The organism is Cytobacillus sp. Hm23, assembly GCF_051842895.1.
In the GTDB taxonomy this organism is placed as follows: Bacteria; Bacillota; Bacilli; order Bacillales; family SM2101; genus Nanhaiella.
On the sequence record NZ_JBPXRQ010000057.1, the window covers coordinates 1 to 24,117 of the forward strand.

General features: G+C 34.6%; 26 protein-coding genes. 15 read left to right on the forward strand and 11 right to left on the reverse strand.

Annotation, left to right across the window (positions count from 1 at the left end; genetic code table 11):
- Positions 1–299 precede the first annotated feature (299 nt).
- Together ACSVDA_RS22570 and adh are read right to left on the reverse strand one after the other, a co-directional pair.
- A complete protein-coding gene (locus ACSVDA_RS22570) occupies positions 300–647 on the reverse strand; it encodes a DUF779 domain-containing protein (protein WP_485886343.1) in 348 nt (115 codons plus the stop codon).
- Positions 647–2,167, reverse strand: a complete 1,521-nt coding sequence (gene adh, locus ACSVDA_RS22575; RefSeq protein WP_485886345.1) for an aldehyde dehydrogenase — start codon at positions 2,165–2,167, stop codon at positions 647–649. Before adh ends, ACSVDA_RS22570 begins: the two co-directional genes overlap by 1 nt.
- A 401-nt stretch (positions 2,168–2,568) precedes the next feature.
- On the opposite strand from adh, the gene ACSVDA_RS22580 reads away from it, so the two are divergent.
- The 4 genes from ACSVDA_RS22580 (at position 2,569) to ACSVDA_RS22595 (ending at position 7,016) form a co-directional block, all read left to right on the forward strand.
- Complete coding sequence (locus tag ACSVDA_RS22580) at positions 2,569–3,414, forward strand: ABC transporter ATP-binding protein (protein ID WP_485886347.1); 846 nt, start codon at positions 2,569–2,571, stop codon at positions 3,412–3,414.
- 10 nt (positions 3,415–3,424) lie between these two features.
- Entirely contained in the window at positions 3,425–4,126 is a 702-nt protein-coding gene (locus ACSVDA_RS22585) for a hypothetical protein (RefSeq protein ID WP_485886349.1), read from the forward strand.
- 72 nt (positions 4,127–4,198) lie between these two features.
- Positions 4,199–4,660: an NUDIX hydrolase gene (locus ACSVDA_RS22590; protein ID WP_485886351.1), complete on the forward strand. Its 462-nt coding sequence runs from the start codon at positions 4,199–4,201 to the stop codon at positions 4,658–4,660.
- A 481-nt stretch (positions 4,661–5,141) separates the two neighbouring features.
- Positions 5,142–7,016 carry a glycoside hydrolase family 30 beta sandwich domain-containing protein gene (locus ACSVDA_RS22595; protein ID WP_485886353.1) on the forward strand — a complete coding sequence of 625 codons (1,875 nt, stop codon included), beginning with the start codon at positions 5,142–5,144 and terminating at the stop codon, positions 7,014–7,016.
- A gap of 189 nt (positions 7,017–7,205) precedes the next feature.
- Here ACSVDA_RS22595 and ACSVDA_RS22600 read toward each other — a convergent pair whose 3' ends face one another.
- The 3 genes from ACSVDA_RS22600 to dat all read right to left on the reverse strand — a co-directional run bounded on the left by ACSVDA_RS22600 (position 7,206) and on the right by dat (position 8,699).
- Entirely contained in the window at positions 7,206–7,340 is a 135-nt protein-coding gene (locus tag ACSVDA_RS22600) for a YjcZ family sporulation protein (protein ID WP_214481315.1), read from the reverse strand.
- A 217-nt stretch (positions 7,341–7,557) separates the two neighbouring features.
- Entirely contained in the window at positions 7,558–7,659 is a 102-nt protein-coding gene (locus ACSVDA_RS22605) for a YjcZ family sporulation protein (RefSeq protein WP_214481314.1), read from the reverse strand.
- A gap of 209 nt (positions 7,660–7,868) precedes the next feature.
- Entirely contained in the window at positions 7,869–8,699 is an 831-nt protein-coding gene (gene dat / locus ACSVDA_RS22610) for a D-amino-acid transaminase (RefSeq protein WP_485886356.1), read from the reverse strand.
- A 218-nt stretch (positions 8,700–8,917) separates the two neighbouring features.
- On the opposite strand from dat, the gene ACSVDA_RS22615 reads away from it, so the two are divergent.
- A complete protein-coding gene (locus ACSVDA_RS22615; RefSeq protein ID WP_485886358.1) occupies positions 8,918–10,369 on the forward strand; it encodes a PAS domain S-box protein in 1,452 nt (483 codons plus the stop codon).
- A gap of 98 nt (positions 10,370–10,467) precedes the next feature.
- Here the strand turns inward: ACSVDA_RS22615 and ACSVDA_RS22620 are convergent, their stop codons facing one another.
- A complete protein-coding gene (locus ACSVDA_RS22620; protein WP_485886360.1) occupies positions 10,468–10,602 on the reverse strand; it encodes a hypothetical protein in 135 nt (44 codons plus the stop codon).
- 461 nt (positions 10,603–11,063) lie between these two features.
- Between ACSVDA_RS22620 and ACSVDA_RS22625 the strand changes: the two genes are divergently transcribed.
- The gene (locus tag ACSVDA_RS22625; RefSeq protein ID WP_485886362.1) at positions 11,064–11,681 is read left to right on the forward strand and encodes a C40 family peptidase; all 618 of its coding nucleotides are present in this window, start codon (positions 11,064–11,066) and stop codon (positions 11,679–11,681) included.
- Positions 11,682–11,842: 161 nt separating this feature from the next.
- Here ACSVDA_RS22625 and ACSVDA_RS22630 read toward each other — a convergent pair whose 3' ends face one another.
- From ACSVDA_RS22630 to ACSVDA_RS22645, 4 genes are all read right to left on the reverse strand, one after another.
- A complete protein-coding gene (locus ACSVDA_RS22630) occupies positions 11,843–12,352 on the reverse strand; it encodes a DNA topology modulation protein (RefSeq protein WP_485886364.1) in 510 nt (169 codons plus the stop codon).
- 199 nt (positions 12,353–12,551) lie between these two features.
- Positions 12,552–12,689 (reverse strand): hypothetical protein, encoded by a 138-nt coding sequence (locus ACSVDA_RS22635; protein ID WP_485886366.1) that lies wholly within the window; start codon positions 12,687–12,689, stop codon positions 12,552–12,554.
- Positions 12,690–12,753: 64 nt separating this feature from the next.
- Positions 12,754–13,281 carry a MerR family transcriptional regulator gene (locus tag ACSVDA_RS22640; RefSeq protein ID WP_485886368.1) on the reverse strand — a complete coding sequence of 176 codons (528 nt, stop codon included), beginning with the start codon at positions 13,279–13,281 and terminating at the stop codon, positions 12,754–12,756.
- 283 nt (positions 13,282–13,564) lie between these two features.
- Positions 13,565–14,371, reverse strand: coding sequence for an HAD family hydrolase (locus ACSVDA_RS22645; RefSeq protein WP_485886370.1), 807 nt, complete (start codon positions 14,369–14,371; stop codon positions 13,565–13,567).
- 230 nt (positions 14,372–14,601) lie between these two features.
- On the opposite strand from ACSVDA_RS22645, the gene ACSVDA_RS22650 reads away from it, so the two are divergent.
- From ACSVDA_RS22650 to hutH, 9 genes are all read left to right on the forward strand, one after another.
- Positions 14,602–15,195, forward strand: a complete 594-nt coding sequence (locus tag ACSVDA_RS22650; RefSeq protein WP_485886372.1) for a hypothetical protein — start codon at positions 14,602–14,604, stop codon at positions 15,193–15,195.
- Between the two features lie 82 nt (positions 15,196–15,277).
- Positions 15,278–16,123, forward strand: a complete 846-nt coding sequence (glcT, locus tag ACSVDA_RS22655; protein WP_485886374.1) for a glucose PTS transporter transcription antiterminator GlcT — start codon at positions 15,278–15,280, stop codon at positions 16,121–16,123.
- Positions 16,124–16,315: 192 nt separating this feature from the next.
- Positions 16,316–18,388, forward strand: coding sequence for a glucose-specific PTS transporter subunit IIBC (gene ptsG, locus ACSVDA_RS22660; RefSeq protein ID WP_485886376.1), 2,073 nt, complete (start codon positions 16,316–16,318; stop codon positions 18,386–18,388).
- Between the two features lie 155 nt (positions 18,389–18,543).
- Positions 18,544–18,810, forward strand: coding sequence for a phosphocarrier protein HPr (locus tag ACSVDA_RS22665; protein ID WP_214481305.1), 267 nt, complete (start codon positions 18,544–18,546; stop codon positions 18,808–18,810).
- Positions 18,811–18,812: 2 nt separating this feature from the next.
- Entirely contained in the window at positions 18,813–20,531 is a 1,719-nt protein-coding gene (ptsP, locus tag ACSVDA_RS22670; RefSeq protein WP_485886380.1) for a phosphoenolpyruvate--protein phosphotransferase, read from the forward strand.
- A 602-nt stretch (positions 20,532–21,133) separates the two neighbouring features.
- Positions 21,134–21,343 carry a hypothetical protein gene (locus tag ACSVDA_RS22675; RefSeq protein WP_320210020.1) on the forward strand — a complete coding sequence of 70 codons (210 nt, stop codon included), beginning with the start codon at positions 21,134–21,136 and terminating at the stop codon, positions 21,341–21,343.
- Positions 21,344–21,438: 95 nt separating this feature from the next.
- Positions 21,439–21,681: a DUF2164 domain-containing protein gene (locus tag ACSVDA_RS22680; protein ID WP_485886382.1), complete on the forward strand. Its 243-nt coding sequence runs from the start codon at positions 21,439–21,441 to the stop codon at positions 21,679–21,681.
- 98 nt (positions 21,682–21,779) lie between these two features.
- Positions 21,780–22,223, forward strand: a complete 444-nt coding sequence (gene hutP / locus ACSVDA_RS22685; RefSeq protein WP_485886378.1) for a hut operon transcriptional regulator HutP — start codon at positions 21,780–21,782, stop codon at positions 22,221–22,223.
- A gap of 224 nt (positions 22,224–22,447) precedes the next feature.
- Entirely contained in the window at positions 22,448–23,944 is a 1,497-nt protein-coding gene (gene hutH, locus ACSVDA_RS22690) for a histidine ammonia-lyase (protein ID WP_485886384.1), read from the forward strand.
- 62 nt (positions 23,945–24,006) lie between these two features.
- Here the strand turns inward: hutH and ACSVDA_RS22695 are convergent.
- On the reverse strand, positions 24,007–24,117 hold a 111-nt coding region (locus ACSVDA_RS22695), incomplete at its 5' end, for an IS3 family transposase (protein WP_485886386.1).

Sequence of the window (24,117 nt, forward strand, 5' to 3'; positions counted from 1 at the left end):
TTAGAAGTTTCAAGCGTTTTAGAGCTAAAATCTTATTAGCTCATAGGTATAAAAAAGTGGGTGTTCATGTTGGATAGGGCGAAGAGAACTTGCTTCACCCCAACATTTGACGTTGAACCAAAAAAACTAAGTGCACACAACTACAAATAAAAAAATATTATTAGAAAATAATAGTTTAACAGATTTCTAATGTTGAGCAAGTAGGAGCATATTCCGTGGAATTGTCAATATTGAGGGATGGCTACGGTTTATGCAAACAACAAAAAACAGCTGACAAGGTATAAGCTGAATATGAAATTTTACATTTGATTATCATTGTTTGGAAACAGTCTTGACCTTGTAAGGAACCTTACTCCTTCAGGGCCTTCTAGGGAAAACATGCCGCCTCGTCCTTCAACAACATCAATAATTAATTGCGTATGCTTCCAATATTCATATTGCTGTTTGTTCATATAAAAAGGAGTTTTTCCAATATCTCCTAAATGTACATCCGAATCACCTATTAAAAACTCATCTCTTGCATAACACATTGGTGAACTACCATCACAACAGCCACCTGATTGATGGAACATAAGAGGTCCATGTTTTGCTGTTAGCTTTGCTATAAGATTTAGCGCAGTTTCAGTAGCTATCACCTTTTCAAGCATTAATAGAACCCTAACGCCTTTGGACTATAACTTACGAGTAAGTTTTTCGTTTGCTGGTAATGTGATAGCATCATTTTATGATTTTCACGTCCAATACCAGACATTTTATATCCTCCAAAAGCTGCATGAGCAGGATATGCATGATAGCAGTTTGTCCATACACGACCAGCTTCGATTTCTCGTCCAAAGCGATAAGCTGTATTTATATCTCGCGTCCATACGCCTGCACCTAAGCCGTATAACGTATCATTGGCAATTTGTAATGCTTCCTCTTTATCTTTAAAAGTTGTAACCGCTACAACTGGTCCAAAAATCTCTTCTTGAAAGAAGCGCATGTTATTGTTACCTTTAAAAACAGTAGGCTCAATATAGTAGCCTCCTCGTAATTCTCCATCAAGAATATTTCTTTTCCCTCCAGCTAGTAATTCTGCTCCTTCTTGGTTAGCAATATCGATGTATGACATTATTTTTTCTAGCTGTTCTGATGAAGCTTGCGCACCTATCATCGTATTCATATCGAGAGGATTCCCTTGTTTAATTGCTTCTACTCGTGATAACACCTTCTCCATAAAAGGTTCATAAATAGATTCTTGAATTAAAGCTCTTGATGGGCAAGTACAAACTTCACCTTGATTTAGTGCAAACATTGTAAAGCCTTCTGCTGCTTTATCTAAAAAGTCATCCTCTTGTGCCATCACATCTTCAAAGAAAATATTTGGCGATTTACCGCCTAATTCGAGCGTTACAGGGATAATATTATGAGACGCATATTGCATAATCAACCTGCCAGTCGTTGTTTCTCCAGTAAATGCTACTTTTCCTACTCGATCGCTAGTTGCAAGCGGCTTGCCAGCCTCGACTCCGAAACCATTGACAACATTCACAACACCTGGAGGTAGTAGATCTTGAATTAACTCCATAAGTACCATGATGGATGCTGGAGTTTGCTCAGCAGGCTTTAGAACGACACAATTTCCAGCAGCTAACGCTGGTGCAAGCTTCCACGTTGCCATCAATAGTGGGAAGTTCCAAGGGATTATCTGTCCTACAACCCCAATTGGTTCAGGGAAATGGTATGCTACAGTGTCTTGATCAATTTGTGCTAAGCTTCCTTCTTCTGCACGAATACAGCCAGCAAAATATCTAAAATGATCGATCGCTAATGGTAAATCAGCAGCTAAGGTTTCCCGAACAGGCTTCCCGTTTTCCCATGATTCTGCAACTGCCAATTTCTCCATGTTTTCTTCAATTCGATCAGCTATTTTATTTAATAGATTTGATCTTTCAGTAACACTTGTTTTCCCCCAAGTATGTTTTGCTGCATGTGCAGCATCTAAAGCTCTGTTAATATCTTCACCATTAGATCTAGCAACTTGACAGTACGCTTGTCCAGTGATCGGCGTCATATTATCGAAATATTCACCACTTACAGAAGGGACCCACTCACCACCGATAAAGTTATCATATTGCTTCTTAAATGTAATAATAGAGTTTGGCGAACCAGGGTTTGCATAAATCAAATGTTCATTCCTCCTATCAATAAGTTAATTTTGATAAGGAAATAGTGTGCTTACTAATTTTCTTAAACTTGTTTCCCTACCATTGCTATGATATTCGAGGGATTTTGTACTTATTACATTAATTATGTAGCCTTATAATGAAGTAATTTATATAATAAGTCTTCATTTTATGGAAAATGTTTGTTGATGCCATGCTGTCATGTAACTATTAATGATAAAACTGTTGTGGGAATTATTGTTATGTTTTGGAAGATGGAAATGGTACAATATTAAAGTAGTTTTTGCAAAATAATATAGAAGGTATGAAAGGACCATGTAACTACCATATTGGTTCTTATTGCATACAAAAAATAATAGTTTAATTGGATAGTGATAATCAACTATAAGATCGGGTGAAGTCATTGGGTAACATAATTTGTAAAATAGATAATGTATCTAAATCATTTAATGGTTTAACAATAGTCGAAGGAATAACGTTATCTTTGTATAAAGGTGAAGCGGTTGCTGTTATGGGAGAAAATGGTTCCGGCAAAAGTACATTACTTAAATTAATTACAGGTCTCATAATGCCCTCAAAAGGAACAATTTACTTGCCATCTAAACGGGTTGGTTATGTCCCTGAACAGTTTACAGGTAATATTCGCATGACTACATATGAATATTTGTATCATTTAGGTAAAATTCACGGGTATAGTCGACAAGAGATAGACACGAAAATCATGCAATTACTTGATAGATTTGAGTTGATTCATGTAAGAGATAAGCAACTTCAATCATTTTCAAAAGGAATGAAACAGAAAGTAAGTCTTATACAAGCGTTAATTCATGAACCTGACATCCTTGTTTTGGATGAGCCGCTATCAGGGTTAGATTGGAGAATGCAATCATCCTTGGTAGAAAATCTATTAGCAATTAAAGAAACTGGTACCTCAATGATCTTTTCCTGTCACGAAAAATCGATAGTTGATAAATTGGCAGATAAAGTGTTGTACATAAATAATAAAAATGTTCGTAGTGAAAAATCCTTAATAAATGAAGAGATAAATGCTTATGAGATTGTTTATAAAGTTTTGCAGAATTACGACGAAAATACCTTATATGAATTTAAGGATGTGTATCACCAATTGACGGTAGGGAATGGTCAAATAAAAGTAACGGTAAGGGCACAGGATAAGGATCAACTATTACTACACCTTTTACAACAAGGTCATTCAATCATCTCAGTAAGCAAAATAGAATCATTATAGGAGAACTAGCATGGTATATTTATCACGTTATTTTGTCATAACATATTTCCGCTCATTTCGTTTTATTCCCCCAGTAGCTGTATATTGCTTGTGGGTTGTAATATTTTATACTTATAGTCAAAAAGATATAATGAATAGCTATTTAATTTCCAGCATCGTCTTATATTTAATTGCTGCTTGGCTAACACATTCGATGTTTCATCGAGAGGAACACTCTGAAAGAGCAATTATTTTAACTCATATCAAATCAAAAATGAAATACTTATTAAGTAAAAATATTGCAGTGTTGGTGTTTGGTAGCCTACTTATTATTTTTGCGATGTTATATCCACTCATTTTTAATGGTTTTTTAACAACTCCGTCAACTCCAATAATCATTGGCTCGATTATTAGCCATATATTACTCTGTCAGCTTGGTGTGATCGTGGGCATGTTTTTTGTTGTAACAAAACAAAGTCATTATCATTGGTTAGCTACTTGTCTTGTACTAATGGTGTCACTAGTAACCGAAGCTGTTGCTAATGGTATACCAACCTTTTTAGCGTGGATATTATGGTTGCTACCTCCAATTAATAACATTGTCCATATACATAATTTTGGAGATTCCTTTATAATAAATACAACGATCATTCAAAACTATATCATTGTTATCTGCTATATTATTATTGCCTCGAGTGTTATCGTGTATCGGTTTAAAAAGTTTGAACATTAACAAACTAGTAAAAAATCTACATTCGTTGCTACTAGTGGGTTTTTATAAGTCAAGGTTAGGAGTAAAATATAGATGGGTTATGTTGAAGATTTAAGGAAGGTTATAGGGCATCGTCCTATTATACTTGTCGGCTCAGTTGTTTTGCTTATAAATGATCAAGACGAGATATTACTTCAAAAAAGAAAAGAACCATACGGTGTTTGGGGGCTTCCAGGTGGTTTGATGGAATTAGCTGAATCAGCAGAAGAAACAGCTAAAAGGGAAGTGTACGAAGAAACAGGTATTACTGTGGATAGCTTAGAGCTAATTAATGTTTTTTCTGGAAATGACAATTATTGCAAATTACAAAATGGTGATGAATTCTATGTTGTAACAATTGCATATTATTCATATGATTTCAGTGGTGTAGTAAAAACAAATGTAGAGGAAGGGTTAGAAACAGTATTTTTTCCATTGCGTTCACTTCCAGAAAAGCTAGTAGGTAGTCATCGCAAAATGGTTCAAACGTATGTAAGAAAGTACACAAACTTGTAGTATTAAGCAAGTGTTGATGCTAATATTCACATGTATATATGGATGTAAATGTTTATCATTCAATGTATATATTGATAACAATATCGTTATAATCTGCATATGGAATGGATAAATGTAACCAACTGAGGAAGTATCAACACGGATTTTTGCTAGGTTGTTGTTATTTTGAAGAAATATACATTTTTCCATTGAGAGGACTACGAGGATCAATGTGCCCGTGAGGGGAGCGAGAACAAGTATTTAGTCGATGATTAACCTTATGGATTATCTAAAGGGGCTACCCTCTTTAGATAAAGGTTTTTACAAAGTATACTTGTCATTACTAAAAATACAAGATTAAGAATTAATGCTTGTTTAAAACATATAATGCTTGTAAAATGATAGTAAGTGTAACGTATGTGTTTTTTTATAGAAATATGAAAGCGTTAACATTATATGGTACGCTTCAAATTTATTAAACATAACAAGGGGGAGAGAGGTTATGGAAATGAAGGTAAATTTAACCAGTCGCATAATTATGATAGCGTTATCATTGATTTTGATGACTAGTTTTGTTACTCCTGCTAACGCTGAAGGGAGCAATGTGCAAGTATGGTTAACGACAGCTGATCAACAGCAATTACTTCAGCAGCAAAATGATATAGAATTTTCACTAAATAACAGCATAGAGGGAGTAACGATTCAAGTTGATGAAAGTAAAGAATATCAAGTAATGGATGGATTTGGAGCAGCGATGTCTGGATCTTCAGCATGGCTTTTTAATCAAAAACTAAACGATTGGCAAAGAAATGCGATATATAACGATCTATTTAGCAATGAAGGTATTGGTTTAAGTTTTGTTCGCCATACGATAGGTGCATCAGATTTTTCTTTAGAGAGCTACTCATATGATGATATGGCAGCAGGATTAACAGATCCGACATTAGCAAACTTTTCTATTGATAAAGATAAACAAAATGTAATTCCTATGTTAAAAGAAGCATTAGCGATAAATCCTAATTTAAAAATTATGGGCACGCCCTGGAGTGCACCTGGTTGGATGAAAGATAATGGGTCATTAAATGGAGGTAAACTTCTTCCACAATACTATAATGTATATGCACAGTATCTCGCAAAATATATTAATAGCTATCAAAATGAGGGACTTCCTATTTATGCAATGACCATTCAAAATGAGCCACATCATGAAACTGCTGGCTACCCTAGTATGATGATGGAAGCATCGGAACAAATTGATTTTGTCAAAAATCATCTTGGGCCAACTTTTAACAATCAAGCAATTGATACGAAAATACTTAGCTGGGACCACAACTGGAATGAATATGATTACCCAATAGAAGTAATGAATGATGAGGAAGCAAAATCTTATTTGGCAGGTAGCGCTTTTCATTGCTATGGTGGTACACCTGAGCAACAATCTTTAGTGAAAAATGCCCATCCCGACAAAGGCATATGGTTTACCGAATGCTCAGGTGGAGAGTGGTCAACCGATTTTGGAGATAACTTAGCATGGAATATGTCGAATGTAGTAATCGGTTCGACTCGAAATTGGGCGAAGTCAGTTCTGCTATGGAATTTAGCATTAGATGAAAACTTTGGACCAATTAATGGTGGATGTACAGATTGCCGTGGTGTTGTAACGATTAACCAACAAACAGGTGATGTATACAAAAATGTAGAATATTACGTGCTTGGTCATATTAGTAAGTTTGTTAAACCAGGTGCAAAAAGAATAGATACTAACTACGATAACGATATTCAAAACGTTGCTTTTAAAAACACTGATGGATCAAAAGCTTTGTTAGTTTTAAATAATGCTAATACACATCAAACATTCACTGTGAAAGAGGGAGACGAATCATTTAAATATACTCTGCCAGCAGGTGCAGTAGCTACTTTCGTATGGAACTCAAGTAATAATAGTAATTTAATTTTAAATGGAGATTTCGAATTAGGAGCATTAAATAATTGGCAAAGCTGGACACCAGAGGGACAAGACCCAGTTCACAAAGTTGATACAGACTATCCAATGTCTGGAACGTATAAATTGACTCATTGGCAATCTTTCCCTTATCAACAGACGACATATCAACATATAAGTGTAGCAAATGGAGTTTATAAAGCCTGGGTTTGGGTCCGTTCAAGTGGAGGTCAAAATACGCTACGTTTAGAAGCAAGTAATTACGGCGGCTCCACCCTTTATGCTAATATTGGATCAACCTCAATAGGTGATTGGACGAAATTTGAAATAGATAATATCGATGTAACGACAGGCACTGTTACTATTGGAGTATATTCTGATGGAAATGAGCATAATTGGGCAGCATTTGATAATATTCAACTGATTAAGAAGTAAAATAATTTTTATTGATATATATATAAAGATGTTTTTTCTCGGAAGAAACAGGCTTGAACTTTGTTGTTGTATACTAAACGATACTGTAGTATAAAAAGCACCCTTAATTTATAACGAAATAAACAGACTAAATTTACGAAGTGATTTAGTCTGTTTATTATGATATTCTAAGATGCTGTCTTCGGTTTACTAATAAGAAACAAATGCTAACGTTCCTAATACGATAATTAACAAAATGAATAGGACAACAATTAGCGCGAAGCCAGAGCCGAAGCCCCCGCCACCGTAACCGTAGCCTGGTGCTACGCCACCGTATCCACACATAAGCTCAAACCTCCCTTCTTGTGTAGTTAACTCCTTTTAATTAAATACTCTCCCGAATTTAACATTATTTTATTTTTTTTGTTAGAGAGGTGATTATCTCACCTCACAAAAAATGAATGATACAAGTTTTATCATGGGAAGGATAGAAAGTACAATTGAGTAAATGTGAAGTATGAGTGGTTGAATTAGGGAGCTTTTATGCTGTGTAGATTAGGAATTAGTAAAATCCTTGGCCACAAGCACAGCCGATGATAATCAAGAGCACAAAAAGTACAATAACTAAGGCAAAGATACCGCCAAAATTACTCATAATTACCATTCCTCCTTTCTTGATATATTAATATTTTATGGAATTATTTAAACTCTGATTGTACGTTTAGACATGATGAAAACATACATTTTTAGATATTTTAATTAATTGATTTAAAAATATAAAGCAAAAAAACGGTGATATCATCTTTATATCACCGTTTTACACATCTTATTTTACTTAGGGTCAACTGTTCATTAGTATCATGCCTTATCTGTTTATTGCTCCTTTAATTGTTGGAAACCAGAAATAAGCTGCTTTGTTATAGGGTTATTCATTGATATATTCATGTTGTCAATTTTATTGACAGGTAATATTTCGATTGATGTACTCGTTATAAAAACTTCATCAGCATTGTAAAGAAAATCAATATCAAATGTATGTTCCTTAACAATAAGGTCATATTGTAATGCAATATTGATGATTGCTTCTCTTGTGATACCATGTAAAATGTGGTTTGTTGCTGGATGTGTGTAGGCAACACCATCTCTTACAGCAAACAAATTACAACTAGAGCATTCTGTCACAATGCCATTACGTATAAAAACTGCTTCGTCATAACCTGCATCAGAAGCCTTTTGTTTTGCAATGACATTTGGTAATAAATTTATCGATTTGATGAAACAATTTGCCCAACGAGTGTCTTCGAATGATTGAAGAGATACGCCGTTTTGTCGTTTAACACGGTCTATATGACGTGAGGGGCGTACAGTCATTGAAAACTGTGCGGGAACTTTAGGAAATACATGATCTCTCGGTGCGATTCCCCTAGTTACCTGAATATATACTTGTGCATCTTTCAATTCTGAGCGCGTTATCCCTTCTAATATTAGTTCGTTCACTTTTTCTAGAGAAAAAGGTAAATCGATTAATATTTCCTTAGCACTCATTTCAAATCGGTTTAAATGTTCTTTTAATAGAAATGGTTTGCCATCATAAACTCGAATAACTTCATATATCCCATCTCCAAATTGATGCCCTCTCTCTTGAATCGGTACGACCTTTTCATTAATATCAATAAATTTATTTCCATAAAAACCAACTTCCATGTCATCAACCTCCGCTAATATTTCTTTATGCCCAATTCATTTTATGTCATGGATTGTTCATTAATTATGGTTTATTATAGCAATTTTGGTGTGAAGTCAACAGCTTAAAAGTCACAGGAACGTCAAATCTATTAGATTATCAAACATATTTATACCATTTTTATACTAATCGTTCTATAATTAAGAATATAAATTAATATGATTGACGGGTGAAGTCTATGAATATTAAAAATTTATACAAACTAGCATTTGAATCGGCAGGAATTGCCATGGCAATCTATGATTGTCAAGGTGAGGTAGGAATACCGCTTGCAATAAATGATGCTTTTTGTAAATTTCTTGGATACACAAGGGAAGAGTTGTGCTGTAAAACTGTTGAAGAAATTTCGCATCCAGACGACTATAAACGTGATTTACATAAAATTAGCTGTTTATTAACTGGACATATCGATGAGATTGCTACAGAAAAAAGATATATACATAAATCAGGACGAATCGTTTGGGGAGAATTGAAAGGTATCCTTCAAAGAAACGAAGATAAAAGCCCACAATTTGCTATTGTTCAAATTCATGATATAACCCATCGTAAAAGTATAGAAAAAGAACTATTAGAAAGTAAGCAAAAATACGAAAGTTTAATTCAAGATTCATTACAGGCTTTTTATGTTGTACGTGATGAAAAGGTTATTTTCGTAAACCCAGCTGGTTGTGAATTATCGGGATTTAGTAAAGAAGAAATAATCGGTTCGAATATTTATGACTATTTTTCACAAGATCGTGTTGGACTTGCTGAGTATAATTACAATCAGCTTTTAATGGGGAACTCTTACACAAATGAAGAACAAATAGTCATAACAAATAAAGGTGAACGTGTAGTTGAATATTCAGCAACAAAAACTATATATGAGGAAGAAGAAGCCATTCAAGTCATTGCACGTGACATTACAGAAAGAAAAAAATATGAAGAAATGTTGGTTAAATCAGAAAAATTAGCGTTAGTAGGTAAACTTGCAGCCGGCGTTGCACATGAAATTAGAAATCCATTAACTACAATTAAAGGATTTACACAGTTATTACAAATGACCAAAGAGTATAATGAACAACACGCAGCTGTTATGATGAATGAATTGTCTACAGTCGAAACGATTATAGATGAGTTTTTATCATTGGCAAAAACAAAATCAACAACATCTTTTGAAATGAATGATCTTCATAGCATTATTAATAGAGCTATTACTTTGGTTAAAACGAATACTGATTTACATAATATTGAACTTGGTGCACAGTTTGACGAAACAATTCCGCTAGTGGAATGCGAAGATGAGATGTTAATACAAGTATTTACAAATATTATTCAAAATGCAATTGAATCGATGGATACGGGGTTTATTACGATGTCTACACTTAGGAAAAATGATGTTGTAAAAGTTGATATTGTTGATAATGGGTGTGGCATACCTAAGGATAGATTGAAAAACTTAGGTGAACCGTTTTATTCAACGAAGGAAAAAGGTACAGGATTAGGGTTAATGATAAGTTATAAAATAATTGAACAACATCAAGGGCAAATTTCATTTTATAGTAACCCTGGAGAGGGTACTCGAGTAGAAATCGTCCTACCAATTAAACAACATAATACTATCGGTCAAATCAATGAGAAGCTCTTTTAGAAAGAAATGCGTAACTAGCTAATGATTATAAAAGACCATGGAAAAGTAAACCTCACAACATCCATAGTGTGAGGTTTACTTTTTTCACTTGAAATCATTTATCTGTTATTGTCTTTTTTAGATTGCTTTTCATTCGTTTCACTCAGTTCATTTGCAAATTCAGCCTCAGCTGCTGATACTGTTGGGTTTGCTACCTCTTTTGACACTTTATTTTGTCTCCCTTTTTTACCCAATACAATCACCCTTTCGTCGTTGTAAAAATAAACACAATGTTAGTATGGTAGACAATTTACTTTTTACTCATATTAGAACGTGTTTTTTTTGTGAAATAATAGTCATTTACAACAAGAGTTTCTCAGTTCTTTTTTATTCGACGATAAAATTTGATCAGTATTGAAAATAACATTACTACAATAACAAACAAATGAGAGTGTACTCTACTTATTGTCCACTTTTCATCAATAATGTTTTATATAGTAATTAATGGTAAGTGTGGCGTTTGAACCCCAACGAAAGTCTAGCTGAACAATAATAGTTACAGCATTGTAAACTAAATGTTAAGCTACACAAGACTATAGACCTATCATTTTGAAATAGAGCAACTTTGGAAGTATATGGTAGAAAAAATGATGATGAACCAGTGTTATGATTTATTTAGACAAAAAAAGTAGTGTGAAAGGGAGAGAGAAATTATATGAAAAAATTGATAGTAGCTGGTACAATTTTAGGTTCTTTATGGTTTGGTGAAAGTGCATTAGCTGCATCTTATACTGTTCAATCTGGGGATACACTTTCAAAAATAGCGAACAAGCATCAAACCACTTTAGCTGAATTAACAAAAGCAAATCCACAAGTTCAAAATCCTAATATAATTTACATAGGACAAGCTATCCAAATTCCATCAGCAAGTAATAAAGAATTAAACACATGGGAAGAAAAGGCTGATCAAGTCGTGTCAACAGGAATGAAATATATTGGAGCTTCTTATTTATATGGGGCTTCAGTGACAAGAACTGATGCGTTCGACTGTTCTTCCTTTACGTATAGAGCTTTTAATGAGAATAATGGTATTAAACTGCCACGTACTTCAGTAGAGCAATCAAAGCAGGGGACACCTGTAGCGATTTCTGATATTAGAAAAGGTGACTTGATTTTCTTTGATACGAATAAAGACGGGGTCATCAATCACGTATCTATCGTCGTTGATTCAGACACAATCCTTCATGCAGGGAGTTCAACAGGGGTTACAAAAGCTGATTTAAATACTTATTGGCGTCCATTTGCTGTAAAAGCTGTACGTATCATTAATTAAGCTGGTTGTTTTTATTTAGTGACGAAGGGAACAGAATCTACGAAAAAAGAATGTATATGCTTAACAAACATAAATAAAGCACATATAAGAAGGCTTGGATAAAGAAAATCCAAGCCCTCTTATATTGTAGTTTACTGCATTCTAAGAATTAAGTTAACAATTTATAAAAGCGGGTGTTTTAAGAATTTTTGTGCTTCTTTTGGAGATTTAAGTACAATAATTTTCTTATCATTAGAAAATTGTTCTAGTCTCTTTAGAATTTTAGGTCTTTTAGTTTTTGGATAATCCCATATCCATTTAAAAAAAGCTAAGTCAAATCTTTCTTGGCAAGCTTCTCCCATATCGGGCCTCGTTTTATTTCTATATTTTAACATTCTTTTGAATGCACGATACATACATATCGTTCTAGGAAAATCAAGAAAAATGATCGTGTCTGCTGATTTAAGTCTTATATCCATCGTCCCACCATAATTTCCATCAATAATCCATTTTTCTTTTTTGACTAAATCTTTTTGCATGTTGCGCTGCTCGTCTTTTGGAACACTAACCCAATTAGGTTTCCAAAATAACGCATCGAGATGATAGACATCTATTTTGAGTTGATCACCTAGCCTACTTGCTAAGGTAGATTTTCCTGAACCGCCCGAACCAATTAATATTATTTTTTTCATGATGCTTCCCCTTGTATAACGTTTATAATTGTGTTTTTCACACTTAGAAATCAGACGTCATATCTATAAAGAGGTGACATTTGTATAATATCACTTCTTGAAGTTATAATTATTGAAGCTATAGCAATTGTTTAAGAAAGGCTCTATTCGTAAAGACAATGTTGCTATTGTTATCAAATTCATATTATAAAGAGTAGATTTATAACGCTATCCATTGCTGTACAGAAGAAAAGATGCCAAGAACTCTAGTTGGTAGGTGTTTATACCTTAATACAAAAACAACAATCAATGCGAAAGCAGCCTTATAATAATAAAACAATCGTGCTTCTGTAAACATTTACTATAACACAACTGCTCATTTTAGGTGTTATACAATGAGAAGAAATCTGCTGAAAAGAGACTTAACTAAATATTGCTGATATGAAGGTTTTCTTTTTTTGTGTAACAGGTTCCATTGACTTTTGCTGAGTTAATATTTGTGCGTATTTGTGTTCAATTTCTTCAATTTTCTTTTCTAATGTAATAACATTTTTTTGTAACATATCGATTTCTTTACGATGTTGTAATAGTTGGTATGATACAACTTCATCTGCCTTCTTGTCCAAGCTTTGTTCAATGCTTTTTACCTGATCAATAAGTTGTTGCAAATCAGATTTTTGTAAGTAAGTGATAGGTGATTTATGCTTCTCATTAAGTTCGGTATTTGTATTTGATAATACTCCTTTGCGTACTTTTGTTAACTGCACGTCCTTCATCACAACACCACTGTTTAATTGTTTTTGAATATGGCGAAATAATTCCTCGTCTTCATGAGTAAATAAGTAATGTCCATTACCATTTTTGTTAAATGGTAACTCAAAATATTGTATCCAACGGCGAATTGTTTTTGGGGAAACACCAATTTTATACGCAAATTCAGATGTATTCATTTGCTTATCTCCTCCCACACAAGTCATTGTCTACAAATTCTTTATGCATGGAAAGATTCCTTTACGTGTGACAAAACTAGTGATAATTAGCAAAAGAAAGTTCTATTATTACAATTTGAGTGCATATAGCAGAAGTGTTTGTCGTTTTATTAGTGGATTTGTTAAAAAGCAGGTTAATATTTAAAATTTCATGAATATTCGATAAATATAGAGGGTACCGCCCCATTATATCGGATATAATAGGGCGGCCTCATCTCTTATTCAATCCTTAGAGAACATATAGTTATAAAACAACATTTTCTTTCAATTGATTTTGGTTAATGACATGGTCAATTGCTTCACTAACTGAATTTACAACATAGTTAGCTTCCTTTTTAACATCTGGATGTGCTTCAGCCATTGCATAACTATTGGTAGTTAATTTAAACATAGGTATATCGTTAAAAGAATCTCCTATACATGCAATTTCATCAGTAGATAAATTAAGGTGATTTAGTAAATTTTGTATAGCATTACCTTTACTAATATTTTTTGGCATCACATCTAAACAATTTTCTTCAGATACAAAAGCATCAAGTTGTGTAGGGAACAGCTCTAATAAGTTTTTTTCATGTTTTTGTACGTCATAGCCACCAATAATTATTTTTGTTGGTGCCATTCCTGCTTTCATTTCTGCTAATAAATCTGGTTTTTCAACTATTGGGAAAAACATACGACCTTGTATTCTTTCAATATGCTCATCAATCTTCTCAGCATAATTAGTATTGTCATGACAAACCAATGTAATAATGTCGTTCTGGTCACGTGTGTACTTATATATGTCATGAGCAATTGCTGGAGAAAATGTTGCGTGATGCAATACTTCGTTGTCATTTGTAATTACAAAGGCCCCATTTTGGCTAATCCGGTGAAAGTGATCGTTCACGACCTTTAAAACCTCAAGGACTTCAGGCTCCATTCGTCCAGTTGCGATGGCAAATGAAATATTTTGCTCATTAGCTCTTTTTAGGGCATCTATATCTTCATCGGTTACTTGCTTATTGAAATTCAATAATGTCCCATCTAAGTCAGATACAATAAGTTTTATCATTAATTATCCCTCCAATATAAAAGTGATAACATAATTGAAGTTCGTTGTAAATGGAAATGCATTTTTCAGAAAATTTAATGTATAACTTTACCTCAACACAGTGTTTGTTATGAGCTAATTTATTTGTAGAAAAAAATGTGTATTTTTGATAAAATTTACTAATTATATCTTATAGATAAAAGGTGATGTCATTGAAGAGAATATTGTATTGTTTGTTGGCTCTATTCATAATGTCTAGTTGCACGAATGACCAAGAACCGAGTAGTAACGAAGCTGTTACGATTATGCCAATAGAGGTAGATCAAAGAGAAAAAAATTTACTTGACTCAATAGCTGGAGATCAATTGTTTGCATTTGATGTTAAGGTAAATGATAAAACGACTGAAGAGCAATATTTAAATATAAGTATCGATTATTATGAGAATGGGGATCTATTAAAAGAAGTTGCTGGAATGGGTGTTCAATTGGTTAAAGGTGTAAACACCGTCCTAATAAGTAAAGTAGAGGAAGAATTAAATGATGATAAGTATATAAGGTGGGGTGGAGCAGTTGTTACTGAATCAGGATTTAGTAAGTTTAAATCTAATATGATATTAGCTAACAACAATTCTGGACGTGCATTGTCCTCCCAATTATCAAATGAGAGATTACTTTATGAAAACAAGCCGCATATTGTAGCATACATTATTAACGATCATGAAAGTTCTATTAGTGCATCTAATAACGTGTTTGATGGTATTGAAAAGGAAATAAATAGGATCATTCAACAGTATGAAAGTGTCTACTTCGTGACAGTTGAACTTGATAGTAAGAATGGAGAGTAAATAACTAGCTATTTCCATTGACGAAGTGCTACCTCTTTCGTTACTATGTAGCCAAGTGTGTGTTGTAAAAGGAGGGAGCACCTTGCAGAACTTTACCGTCGTAAAAGTGTTAAATAATAATGTGCTCATAGCTAAACATGAATCATATGGAGAAGTGATCGTCATTGGTAAAGGCATTGGCTTCGGCAAAAAGAAGAACGATGACATACCACAGTCGACAATTGAAAAAATGTTCGTTTTAAAAAGTGAGAAGGAGCAAGAACAGTATAAAAAGTTAATACCAAATATCGATGAAGACTTTATAGCTATTATGAATGATATAATTCATATGATTAATAAGCGATTAAATAAGCCATTAAACGAGCATATTCATATAGGCTTAACAGACCATCTAGCATTTACAATTAAGAGGCTTGAAGAAGGATTAGAAATACATAACCCATTTTTATTAGAAACACATGCGTTGTACCCGAAGGAATATGAAACAGCTTCAGCTGTTGTAAAGTTTCTAGAAGAAACTTTACACGTATCACTTCCAGAAGGAGAGATTGGCTTTATTGCACTACACATACATAGTGCAATTACAAATCGAAATTTACAAGAAGTTAATCAAAACTCTCAACTCATACATAAGTTAATTGAAATTATTGAAGATTCGTTAGAAGTAAAAGTGAATTATTCTGATGTGAATTATTTACGACTTGTACGTCATTTGCAATTTGCAATAGAGCGAGTCAAATCTGGTGAACTTGTAGTTGAACCAAAAAAATTAGCTGAGGTATTGAAAGAAGAATATCCGTTGTGTTATAATGTTGCTTGGAAGTTGATCAAAGTTATGCAGCAAACGTTACAATTACCAGTCTATCATGCAGAAGCAGTGTATTTGACATTGCATTTGCAAAGGCTTTCAACTAAAACTGAATTATAGGTATTATACTTTACGTGTTACTGATTCGATCAGGCATGAGTAAAGAAATGATATAAACAACAGGTGTATTCTCTGTTGTTTACCATTTTCTTACTCATGCCTGTTTTTATTTGTTTAAAAAGTAATCGTTTGCACAATATAACATTATGAGCAGCTTTCGAATATTTCATCCATGATTAGGAGGAAACTCACATGTTTAAAAAAGCCTTTGGTGTTTTACAAAAGGTCGGGAAGTCATTAATGCTTCCAGTAGCGATATTACCAGCAGCTGGTATTTTATTAGCTTTTGGTAATGCACTGCAAAATCCAGCTTTAACAGATCGTGCAGAATTTTTAAAGGCAGAATGGATTATGCTTATTGCTTCAGTAATGGAAAATGCCGGGGGAATTGTATTTGGTAATCTCCCATTACTTTTTGCTGTTGGTGTAGCAATCGGTTTGGCTGGTGGTGAAGGTGTTGCCGGTCTTGCAGCAATTATTGGTTACTTAATTATGAATCAAACAATGAGTGTGATTTTACAAGCAAGAGGCACATTGGATCCGGCAGTCGTTGGAACAGATCCGTCCTTCGCGAATGTACTTGGGATACCGACATTACAAACCGGGGTGTTCGGTGGTATTATCGTCGGTATAATAGCAGCATCATTGTATAACAAGTATTTCAATATTGAATTACCATCTTATTTAGGCTTCTTTGCAGGTAAGCGATTTGTTCCGATCGTAACTGCGGTCGCTGGTTTAGTTCTTGGAATTGTAATGATTTTCTTATGGCCACCTGTTCAACATGGCTTAAATACGTTCTCGACGTCGATGATTGACGCAAATAGAACTTTAGCAGCATTTATATTTGGGGTTATTGAGAGAGCATTAATTCCATTTGGTTTACACCATATCTTCTACTCGCCGTTTTGGTTTGAATTTGGTTCGTATACTAATGCAGCAGGGGAGATCGTCCGTGGCGACCAAGCTATTTTCTTTAATCAGATTAAAGACGGTGCCGAGCTAACAGCTGGTACATTCATGACAGGTAAATTCCCATTCATGATGTTTGGTTTACCAGCAGCGGCGTTAGCAATCTATCATGAAGCTCGTCCTGAGAAGAAAACAGTTGTAGCAGGTATTATGGCTTCAGCAGCGTTAACATCGTTTCTCACAGGGATTACAGAACCAATTGAGTTTTCATTCTTATTTGTAGCACCAGTATTATTCGGAATTCATACCATTTTCGCAGGTTTATCATTTATGACAATGCACCTACTAAACGTAAAAATTGGGATGACCTTCTCCGGTGGTGTCATTGACTTCCTATTGTTTGGTGTACTTCCTGGTCGTACAGCCTGGTGGTTAGTTATCGTAGTAGGTTTAGTGTTCTCAGTTATTTATTATTTCGGTTTCCGCTTTGCAATTCGCAAATGGAACTTAAAAACACCAGGTCGTGAAGATGAGGATGAAGATTCTGCACCTGCAACTGTTGAAGCCGGTGAGTTACCTCATAATATTTTAGACGCAATGGGTGGAAAAGAGAATATTGATCATTTAGATGCATGTATTACTCGCTTGCGCGTATCTGTTAACGATATTCAAAATGTTGATAAAAACCGTCTTAAACAGCTTGGTGCTGCTGGTGTACTTGAAGTAGGAAATAATATCCAAGCAATATTTGGACCAAAGTCTGATCAATTAAAAACACAAATGAAAGATATTATGGATGGGAAAGCACCAAGACCAGCACAACCAGTTTCACCTGAAAAAGAAGTGAAAAAACAAGTTGAAGATGTACAACCTCAAGCACTACAATCAGAAAGTAAAGAGGATGTATTCGTTTCACCGCTAACTGGTGAAATTAAGCCATTAGAAGAAGTACCAGATCAAGTGTTTTCACAAAAAATGATGGGAGATGGATTTGCAATTATACCAACAGATGGTGAATTAGTAGCTCCTGTAGATGGAAAAATCGTCAACCTTTTCCCAACGAAACATGCAATTGGTATTGAATCCACAACAGGCCGAGAAATCTTAATCCATGTTGGAATTGATACAGTTAATTTAAAAGGTGAAGGATTTGAAACACTTGTTACACAAGGAGATAAAGTAAAAGCTGGGCAGCCTTTATTAAAAATCGACCTTGAATATATTAAAAAACATGCACCTTCAATAATGACCCCAGTCATTTTCACTAACCTAAATGCTGGAGAGTCTGTTAAAATAAATAAGCAAGGAAAAGTAAGTAAACAAGAAAAAGGAATCGTTAAGATTTCTAAATAATTTACCATTTTCTAAAGTAGCTGATAAAGAGGACCAGGTCTTACTTCTAAATGATTGGTGATACTATATATGTAAGCCGAGTTATAGATGTAGGACCTGAGTCAAATTATCTTGAGTTACTTTATTAATGGGACATTCAAAAGGAGAGATAATTAATGGCAAACAAAACATTTTCTATTACTAGTGACACAGGAATTCATGCTCGTCCAGCGACAGCATTAGTTCAAGCAGCTGGGGGATTTCAATCAGACATTAATTTAGAATATAACGGCAAAACAGTAAATCTTAAATCTATTATGGGTGTCTTATCATTAGGAATTCCTAAAGGAGCTACAATTACTATTTCTGCTGAAGGTTCAGATGAAAACGAAGCATTAACGAAAATAGAAGCAACAATAAAGGAAGAAGGATTAGGTCAGTAATGATTAAACAAATTAAAGGCATTGCCGCATCATCAGGAATTGCAATTGCAAAAGCATTTCGATTAGAAGAACCAGAGTTGAACATTGACAAGCGTACGATAGTCAATACAGATGAAGAATGTGCTCGGTTTGACGCAGCAGTAGAGTCGGCAAAAGGTGAGTTACAGCAAATTAAAGATCGTGCCTTTGACGAATTAGGGGAAGATAAGGCAGCTATTTTTGCTGCTCATTTACTTGTATTAAGTGACCCAGAGTTATTAAATCCCGTGAAAGACAAAGTTGTAGCAGAAAACGTTAATGCACAATATGCTCTACAAGAAGTAGCAAGCATGTTTGTAACGATGTTTCAACAAATGGACAATGATTATATGAAAGAACGTGCTGCAGATATTAGAGATGTCACAAAACGTGTACAAGCTCACTTATCTGGTGTGTCGTTAGCTAACCCTAGTATGATTTCAGAAGAAGTCGTAATCATTGCAGAAGATTTAACACCATCCGATACCGCGCAATTAAATAGAAATTATGTGAAAGGATTTACTACTGATATAGGTGGAAGAACTTCACATTCGGCTATCATGGCTCGTTCTATGGAAATTCCTGCAGTTGTCGGAACAAAAACGATTACAAGTGATGTGAAAAATGGTGATATAATTATTGTTGATGGACTTGAGGGCCAAGTTATTGTTAATCCATCTCAAGAGCTTATTTCACAATTTGAACAAAAGAAAGCTTCATTTGAAGAGCAAAAAGCAGAGTGGGCAAAGCTCGTTAACGAAAAGACTGTTACTGATGATGATCATCATGTAGAGTTAGCAGCAAATATTGGGACGCCAAATGATGTTGTCGGCGTTAAGAATAATGGTGGCGAAGCAGTCGGCTTATATCGTACTGAATTTTTATATATGGGTCGTGACAATTTTCCTTCAGAAGATGAACAGTTTGATGCGTATAAAGCAGTGCTTGAAAATATGGAAGGAAAACCTGTCGTCGTCCGTACGCTAGATATCGGTGGTGATAAAGAGCTTCCTTATCTAGATTTGCCGAAAGAAATGAATCCATTTCTGGGCTACCGTGCTATCAGGCTTTGTTTAGAGGAACAGGATATTTTCCGTACACAGTTGCGTGCTCTACTAAGAGCTAGCACTTTCGGTAATTTAAAAATCATGTTCCCAATGATCGCAACATTAGAAGAGTTTAGGCAGGCGAAAGCAGTACTAATAGAAGAAAAAGAAAAATTAGTTGCTGGTGGTGTCAGTGTATCTGAAAGTATTGAATTAGGAATGATGGTTGAAATCCCTTCTACAGCAGTTCTTGCTGATCAGTTTGCAAAGGAAGTAGACTTTTTCAGCATAGGCACGAATGATCTTATTCAATACACAATGGCGGCTGACAGAATGAACGAACAGGTTTCATATTTATATCAGCCCTATAATCCAGCTATTTTACGCTTAGTCAATATGGTTATTGAAGCTGCTCACCAAGAAGGAAAGTGGGTTGGTATGTGTGGTGAAATGGCTGGTGATCCAATCGCTATTCCAATTTTACTCGCATTAGGCTTAGATGAATTTAGTATGAGTGCGACATCAATATTACCTGCAAGATCACAGCTGAAACGTTTATCAAAAGTAACAGCTGAAAGCTATAAAGAGAAATTACTTTCAATGAGCACGACCGATGAGGTTGTTCAGTTTGTGAAAGAAACATTTCATGTAGAATAATTGTATATTAAAGGATAAAAATTAAAGAAACTGATTTGAAGTTGAATTTGAAATCAGTTTCTTTTTGTTGGTTTGTTAAAATTTCAGAAAAATCAGAAAAAGACTTGACGGAAAGCGATATTTTCTCCATAATGATTATACGCATCATATAGGTAGAAGCACATTTGGCGACATGCTAAATGGCTCTTTCTGTAAACTTTGTTGCAACAATTCTTAAACTAGATGATAAGTCGATTCTTACAAAAGTCAACGTTTTATAAAAAAAAGATGGAACGAAATGTAGGTTTATACGTGCTTATACCTTAGTGCGAAAAACAACACTCGCGAAAACAGTCTTACTTAAAATGGACGATGAGTTTTATGAGAGCCTAATAGTTGTAACTGTAGAAAAAATACTCGAACGCTGTACGTATATGTTGGAACGAAATTGAAATTGCTAAAACAACACTTATAAATCTTGTTGCTATTGCAATTACATTAGAACAGCAAGCTTACATTCACTAAGGTAAGATGACACAAACGCTTGGTGTATAAGAGGGGACTTGTTTGTGCGCTAAACAACTAGTTGTGAGAAAACAGTCTGAAAAAAGGAGAGTGGTTATTTGTCTGTCAGAAAAAAGGTGAAATTTAAAAATAACCTACAGGATGTACTGAAATTATTTTTGCTTTTACTTTTCACATCCATATATTTACTAACACATTCAATTCAAATGACAGCATTAATCACACTACCAATCTTTTTATTAATTATAGGAATTTTATATTATAAAAAAACTGATAATGACAACAAAAACGAGCAAACTATGCGATAACCCAATAAGGCAGTTTACAAATGTTTTCATTATAATGACTTAACAATGGGTTAACCATCTTTCGAAAACTTATTAGGAGTGTTTATTGAGTGTACATGAAATTATCAAAAGAGTCTCAGGATGACATAATAACTAATATCCAAAGATATTTCTATGATGAGCATAGTGAGGAAATTGGTGAATTAGCGGCGAGGAATTTGTTAGATTTCACCATGAAAGAACTTGGTCCACATTTTTATAATGCTGGTGTAAAAGATAGTATACGTATTATGACCCAAGGAATTTCTAACATAGAAGATGATATGTATTCTCTACTCAGAAAAGAAACGAACGACTAAACTAGTAAATAATAATTGACAACAAATTCGTTTTACACATAAAATAGTTATTAGATAGTAGATACTTTAGTTATGTATTAATGAAAGAGAGAATATGTATGTCGATTAAATTGGAAAATCGTATTGGAAAGATTGCCATGCAGCTTGTTCTAAGTGTAGACGAAACTGACGTTTCTCAACAGCAGTATCCCTCCTCTTGGAGTACGTGTGTAGGTAAAGTAGGCTCAATGGAATCCAATAAAGTCGTAGCTGCAATTGAAACTGCAGCAAGGAAAAATGGCATGATTGATGGTGAATTATACCGAGAATCACATGCGTTGTACCATGCAATTATTGAGGCGCTTCATGGAGTTACGAGGGGGCAAGTTCAATTAGGCTCTGTTCTACGTACTGTTGGTCTTAGGTTTTCAATCGTTAGGGGTAAACCGTATCAAAATGATGCTGAAGGAGAATGGCTTGCCGTTGCTTTGTACGGTACCATTGGTGCCCCAGTAAAAGGGAATGAACATGAAGCAATTGGTTTAGGAATTAATCACATATAATCACACTATAACCAAAGTTTCATGCTCTATTGTTGAATAAAAAAATCATATATGCCCATAGTTTTATAGACATTAGGGGGCTGTATCTAGGTATAACATTTTGTTAACTAGATATAGCCCCTTTTGTGATTTACGCTTTAATTAACTAAAGAGATTTGGAGTGGATTAGAATGAGTGTGTTAGTAAATGAGGTCGAAGAAAAACAAAGAAAGATGGTGGACGGACTGATTACATTAACTGGACAGACACTGTCAATTACTGATATGAGACAAATATTAAATGACAATATAAAAGTTAAAGCTTGTTCAACTAGTATGGAAAAAGTTAAAAAGAGCAGAGAAGCTGTAGAAAGAATTGTATCCGAAAAGAAAGTAATCTACGGAATCACAACTGGTTTTGGTAAATTTAGTGATGTTTTAATAGATGCTAAAGATGTAGAGGAGCTACAATTGAATTTAATCCTTTCTCATGCTTGTGGAGTAGGTGAGCCATTTCCAGAGGTTGTGTCACGAGCAATGCTTGTGTTGAGAGCGAATGCACTATTGAAAGGAGTATCTGGTGTTCGACCAATAGTAATTGAAACATTATTAAAGTTAGTTAACAACCAAATTCATCCTGTCATTCCTCAGCAAGGATCACTAGGTGCAAGTGGAGATCTGGCTCCACTATCACATTTAGTATTACCACTACTTGGTGAAGGGAATGTGTATTATCAAGGCAAAATACATCCTGCAAAAGAAGTGTTAGCCGAAGTCGGCATTTCACCGATTGTACTACAAGCAAAAGAAGGTTTGGCATTAATTAACGGAACGCAAGCTATGACAGCTATGGGTGTTGTAGCCTACATTGAGGCAGAGAAATTAGCAATTCAAGCTGACTGGATTGCATCCTTAACAGTTGAAGGCTTGCGAGGAATAATCGATGCATTTGATAACGACATTCACGAAGCTAGAGGGTATCAAGAGCAAATTCATGTAGCTGAAAGGATAAGAAAGATTTTGGTTCAAAGTAAGCTTACGACCCATCAAGGCGAAATACGAGTACAAGATGCTTACTCAATACGCTGTATACCTCAAGTGCATGGAGCGACATGGCAAACATTATCTTATGTGAAAGAAAAGCTTGAAATAGAAATTAATGCAGCAACAGATAATCCACTAATTTTTGATGATGGTAACAAAGTCATTTCTGGCGGGAACTTTCATGGCCAACCGATTGCTTTTGCAATGGATTTCCTTGGCATTGCCATGGCCGAACTTGCGAATATTTCTGAACGCCGTATTGAAAGGTTAGTAAACCCTCAATTAAATGACTTACCTCCTTTTCTCAGTCCAGAGCCAGGACTTCAGTCAGGAGCTATGATCATGCAATACAGTGCTGCGTCTCTAGTATCGGAAAATAAAACACTCGCACACCCGGCAAGTGTTGATTCGATACCATCATCTGCAAATCAAGAAGACCATGTAAGTATGGGAACGATCGGCTCAAGACACGCTTATCAAATTATTAACAATGTACGTCGAGTATTGGCTATTGAGTTAATATGTGGTATGCAGGCGGTCGAATACCGTGGGGAAGAACAAATGGCTTCGCTAACTCGCAAACTATTCGAAAATGGGAGAAACGTTGTTCCATCAATTAAGAAAGATAGAGTGTTTGCTACAGATATAGAAGCGTTAGCTTTGTGGATGAAGGAAGAAGAAGTGACTCATAATGTTTAAGTATGATTAAACCCCACTTACAATAAAGTGTACCCTTTGTAAAGGACAGTTTTAAAAAAAGCCTAGGCTACATTAAGAAGGTGATCTCTGTATTGAACAGGGGTCATCCTCTTTAAATTCCATTGATATCTGTATTTATTGTAATAAATCATATATTGCTTAATTTCAAGTTT